Genomic DNA, 4,614 nt, shown 5'->3' on the forward strand with positions numbered 1-4,614 from the left:
GCGCAGTTGCTGTAAAGCCAGCGGTGTAAGTTTGTGTACCACCAGAGGCGCCAAGAGTTAAGGTGCCAGTGTTCAAGAAGGTTACCGCGTTGGTGATGGTGCCAGTAGCGCCGTTGAGCTGGAGGTTGTACCCTGCTGTTGCGGTATTTAGGGTGGCAGCAGTCAGAGCGCCATTAAAGGCAATCGTGCCTGTAGTTGCAGTTAAGGTAGTAGTAGTGTCACTAACAGTGCTGGTGAAGGTGGCGCCACCGGAGTTAGTCACAGTTAAGGTACCAATGTTGGTGCCAACAGCGCCGATAGACACAGTTCCTACGCTGTTAATTGTTACGTTACCTGAGCCTGTTCCAGGACCAGTAATAGAGTTAACGGTAATGGTTGCTGGTCCAGCATTACCCAAGGTCAGGGTTACACCATTATTGAGTGTGATATTACCTAGCGTTACTGGACTACCTGATGGATTGTTATAAGTAGTATTCGTTGTTAATGTAAAGCCACGGGTAGATCCCAGGCTATATCCGTTGGTTGCAACAATCGTGCCAATGAAGGTTGCGCCTGTTCCGCTAAAGGTCAAGGTATCTACTGGTGTAGTGCTGCCAACATTTCCGAGGTTAATGGTTCCAGATCCATCATTTATATTGAGCTTATAGGCTCCATCAACAGTGCCTAAGGTCACGTCACTATTAGTATTTGCAATAACAACATCGCCCAATAAATTGGTGGTTCGTGAAGTACCTTTTAAGTCAATCGCTCCAGTTGTAGTGATGTTGCCTCGCAAGGAGTTTGCTCCAGTACCCTGTAACGTCAGAGTGGTCAACGGAGCTGAACTACCAATAGTTGCCAAGTCAATTGTTCCAGAACCATCACTAATGACTAATGCGTAAGCGCCATTGGTATTGCCTAAAGTGATGTTGCCATTTCCGCTGCTAGCCACTGTTGTTGTAGCAGCGACCAATGTATTAGACCGTGATGTTCCTTTGAGATCAATTGAACCAGTCGAGTAAATTGCTGCTGGCAATGTATTTGCACCGCTACCCTGCAGAGCTAGGCTGCTCAATTTTGCAGTACCGCCAACAGTAGCTCCAAAAGTAACGCCACCTGATCCGGCGTTAATGATCAGTGCTTTTGCACCATCAACTGTAGATGTTGAGCCACTAAAGTTAATGGATGATCCTGCCACACCACCAGCATTTGTAGAGTCTATAGTAATGGCAGCGCTAATGGTCACTGGACCTGCATAGGTCTGTGTACCTGCACTGGTTAAGTTGGCCCCCAAGCTAAATCCACCGGTGCCAGCTAAGCTAATGTTTCCGCTAGTGATTGAACCTACAGTCGAATTGACTGTACCGACAGCATAACTAGTGTTTTGCGCAAAAGTAACAGTTCCGGTATTAGCGGCTAATGTAGTTACTGCATTGGCAGCAGCATTCGTGTTGAGTGTGAATACGCCAGCAGCTCCAAGCAGCTCCAATCCTGGCGTTGAAATCAACTGACTTTGGGTAACGGTTTTAGTAGAACTCAAACTCAAATTACCCGTAGTAGTCATACCAACGGTGGAGTTCACAGTACCAATGGTGTAATTCGCACTGTTTTGCAAGAAAGAAACAATGCCAGTGTTACCAGCTAAGGTGCCTACTGCATTAGTTGATTCAGTTAAGGTGTAAGTAGCGCCTGTACCAAGAAGTTCTAAACCAGTAGCAGTAATAGATGCCCCGCTACTTTGAGTCACTGTGCCAGTAGTGTTCAGAGTCAGGTTATGGGTGCTTGAAGAGCCATTGACTGAGAAGGCGCCAGCAAAGTTCATACCACCGCTAGGGGTACCAGCATTACGAATGGTGACTTTATCGGCAATCGTATAAGCATTCACGGTAATTGCACCAGTGCCAGTAGCGCTACCAAAATACACATTAGAGAAGGTGCTACCTAAGAAATTGAGCTGGGTAGTACTTAAATTAAGGCCAGATGCAGAGCCATCACCAGCAATCGTCATTACTGTAGAAGCAGTATTCGGTTGAATGGTTAATGCGCCTGTGCCAGTAATTGCAGCGCCGATAGATACAGCGTCAGTTGTGACTGTTAGGTTATTGACACCCATGGCAATCGTGCCAGATGAACCGGTGGAGAAGGAGGAAGAGGTTAAGGTAGCTGCCGCCCCTAATGTCACTGCATTGTTGTAGGTCTGCGCACCAGTAGTCGTAATCGTGGCACCGTTAATAGCGGTAGTACCAGAGGTAGCATTTTGGATGAGTGAGCTAGCTACTACAGTAGAGCTAAATGTCGTTGTACTAGTAGAGGTCAGAGAAATATTGCCCAAACCTTGTGAGCCTCCTACCGCTCCAGTGAAGGTCACATTGCCTGAACCAGCAGTGATTGTGAAATCTCTTGTAGTTGATGCTGCGGAATTTAGTGTTGAAGTAAAGCTAATGGCACCATTAGCTGAACCGCTGCTATTCGAGTTCAGAGTAACGTTGGCATTGAGCTTGACTGGACCGGTATAGGTTTGAGCGCCAGATGTATTGACATTGGCACCAATAGAAGTGCCGGTTGTTGAAGTTGCACTAAAACTATTGAGAGCATTAGTTGCGCCAACAGTGCCGCCTAATGTGATTGCACCTGTGCCTGAACTAATACTGAAATTAGTGCCAGTAACGCTGTATGAGCTTGCGTAATTGACAACAACAATACCCGAGCCGCCAGCACCGCCAACTGGAGTTGTCTGGTTACCGCCACCACCACCACCACCACCGCCGGTATTGGCTTGACCATTTAAGCCATTGGTCCACTGATAGCCTGAGAGCGTACCACCAACTTGGCCGCTACCACCAGCACCGCCGCCACCAATACCACCGGCACCACCATAACCATCGCTACCAGCGCCGCCGCCACCAGCGTAGTAAACAAGTGAACCAGTAATACTGTTACTTAAGCCAGCACCACCAGTAGGAGCGGTAGATAAAGCGCCTGGGGGAGAGTTAACCGTTGTTGGCAATGCAACTGCTGATGCGTTAATAACGCCTGCTGAGCCTGCGCCTCCGCCTGCGCCTCCGGAATTTCCAGAATTCGAACCGCTAGCTGGAGCATATGTAGATCCAGCATTACCTTGACCTGCAACAGTTACTCCTCCAGCAGCCGCCTGCCATCCTGCGCCACCGCCCGAGCCACCCGTCAAGCCTGGAATACTTGCTGCGTAACTACCACCACCACCGCCACCGTAAACGACTAAGGAGCCGAATTGACTATTACGACCATTAGAACCCTGAGTATCGTAAGCGCCGCCAGTACCACCCGATCCCACGACAATAGTATATGTAGAGCTACTTAAAGAGTAACTAGACTGGTAGTTATAACCACCTGCACCGCCACCGCCGCCAGCGTAAGAACCACCTCCGCCGCCGCCGCCGGCAACTAGCAATACAGCTGTAGTTGTTAAACCATTAGGAATAGTCCACGTATAAGAGGTTCCGTTCCAGCTTAATGAACCACCACCTGTAATAGGAGTATTAGAGTAACTTACTGCACCAACGTCAGTCACGGTGGCGCCATTGAGTATGTAACTACCACCACCAAGCAATTGAATGATTGCGTTCATACTTGCTGAAGCAGTTGCAGTTGACCCAATCACATTGCCAGCAATACCTACCGCGCTATCTGTAGTATTAAAAGTGATGTTGCCAGCGCCTAATGTGAGATTGCCGCCATAGTTTTGTGCACCAGTCGTAGTAATACTTGCGCCTACGGTTGCATCTGTATTGGTAGTGAGTGATGCTAAAGCATGATTAGAGCCAACTAAGCTACTAAAGTTCGTACTTGAGGTGCCTACAGTTGTTAAGGCATATGGAGTTGAGCCAACACTATCAACTGTGCCACTGAAACTTACATCTGAGTTTGTAGTGGTTAAAGTTGTCCCCGCACCTAAGGTGACATTGTTACCAAAGGTTTGCACACCTGAGGTGGTGATAGACCCACCGTTAATGGCGGTAGTACCAGTAGAAGCGTTCTGGATGAGTGAAGCGGCAGTTACGGCAGCACTAAAGGTGGTGGTGCCGGTAGAGTTTAGGGAAATAGCCGCTAACTTATTCGCACCACCGACTACTCCAGTGAAGGTCTCATTACCAGAACCAGAGGTGATGGTTAAGGCGTATGGGGTTGTGGAGGCGCTATCGAGCGTACTTGCAAAAGAGACTGTACCGTTATTAGAGCTTGCTGTGGTGTTCAGAGTGGTATCAGCACCTAAGGTGACATTATTGCCAAAGGTCTGAACACCTGAGGTGGTGATTGCTCCGCCATTAATGGCTGTTGTGCCAGTCGCTGCATTTTGAACTACCGAAGCGGCAGTCACTGCAGCACTAAAGGTGGTGCTGCCAGTAGAAGTGAGCGCAATAGCTGCTAACTTGTTAGTACCGCCCACTACTCCAGTGAAGGTCTCATTACCAGAACCAGAGGTGATGGTTAAGGCGTATGGGGTTGTGGAGGCGCTATCGAGCGTACTTGCAAAAGAGACTGTGCCATTACCAGAGCTTGCTGTGGTGTTCAGAGTAATAGCAGCTGCTAAGGTCGCTGCTTCGCCATAAGACTGGTTACCTGAAGTAGTGACATTACCTCCTAGGGATAAGGTTC

At 48.5% G+C, this 4,614-nt stretch carries 1 protein-coding gene; it reads right to left on the reverse strand.

Translation table 11 applies throughout. From position 1 onward, the window contains the following. On the reverse strand, nucleotides 1–4,614 hold a 4,614-nt coding region (locus ICE90_RS10705; protein WP_216192502.1), incomplete at both ends, for a glycine-rich domain-containing protein.

It is taken from the genome of Polynucleobacter sp. AP-RePozz3-80-G7 (assembly GCF_018882145.1).
Classification (GTDB): Bacteria; Pseudomonadota; Gammaproteobacteria; order Burkholderiales; family Burkholderiaceae; genus Polynucleobacter.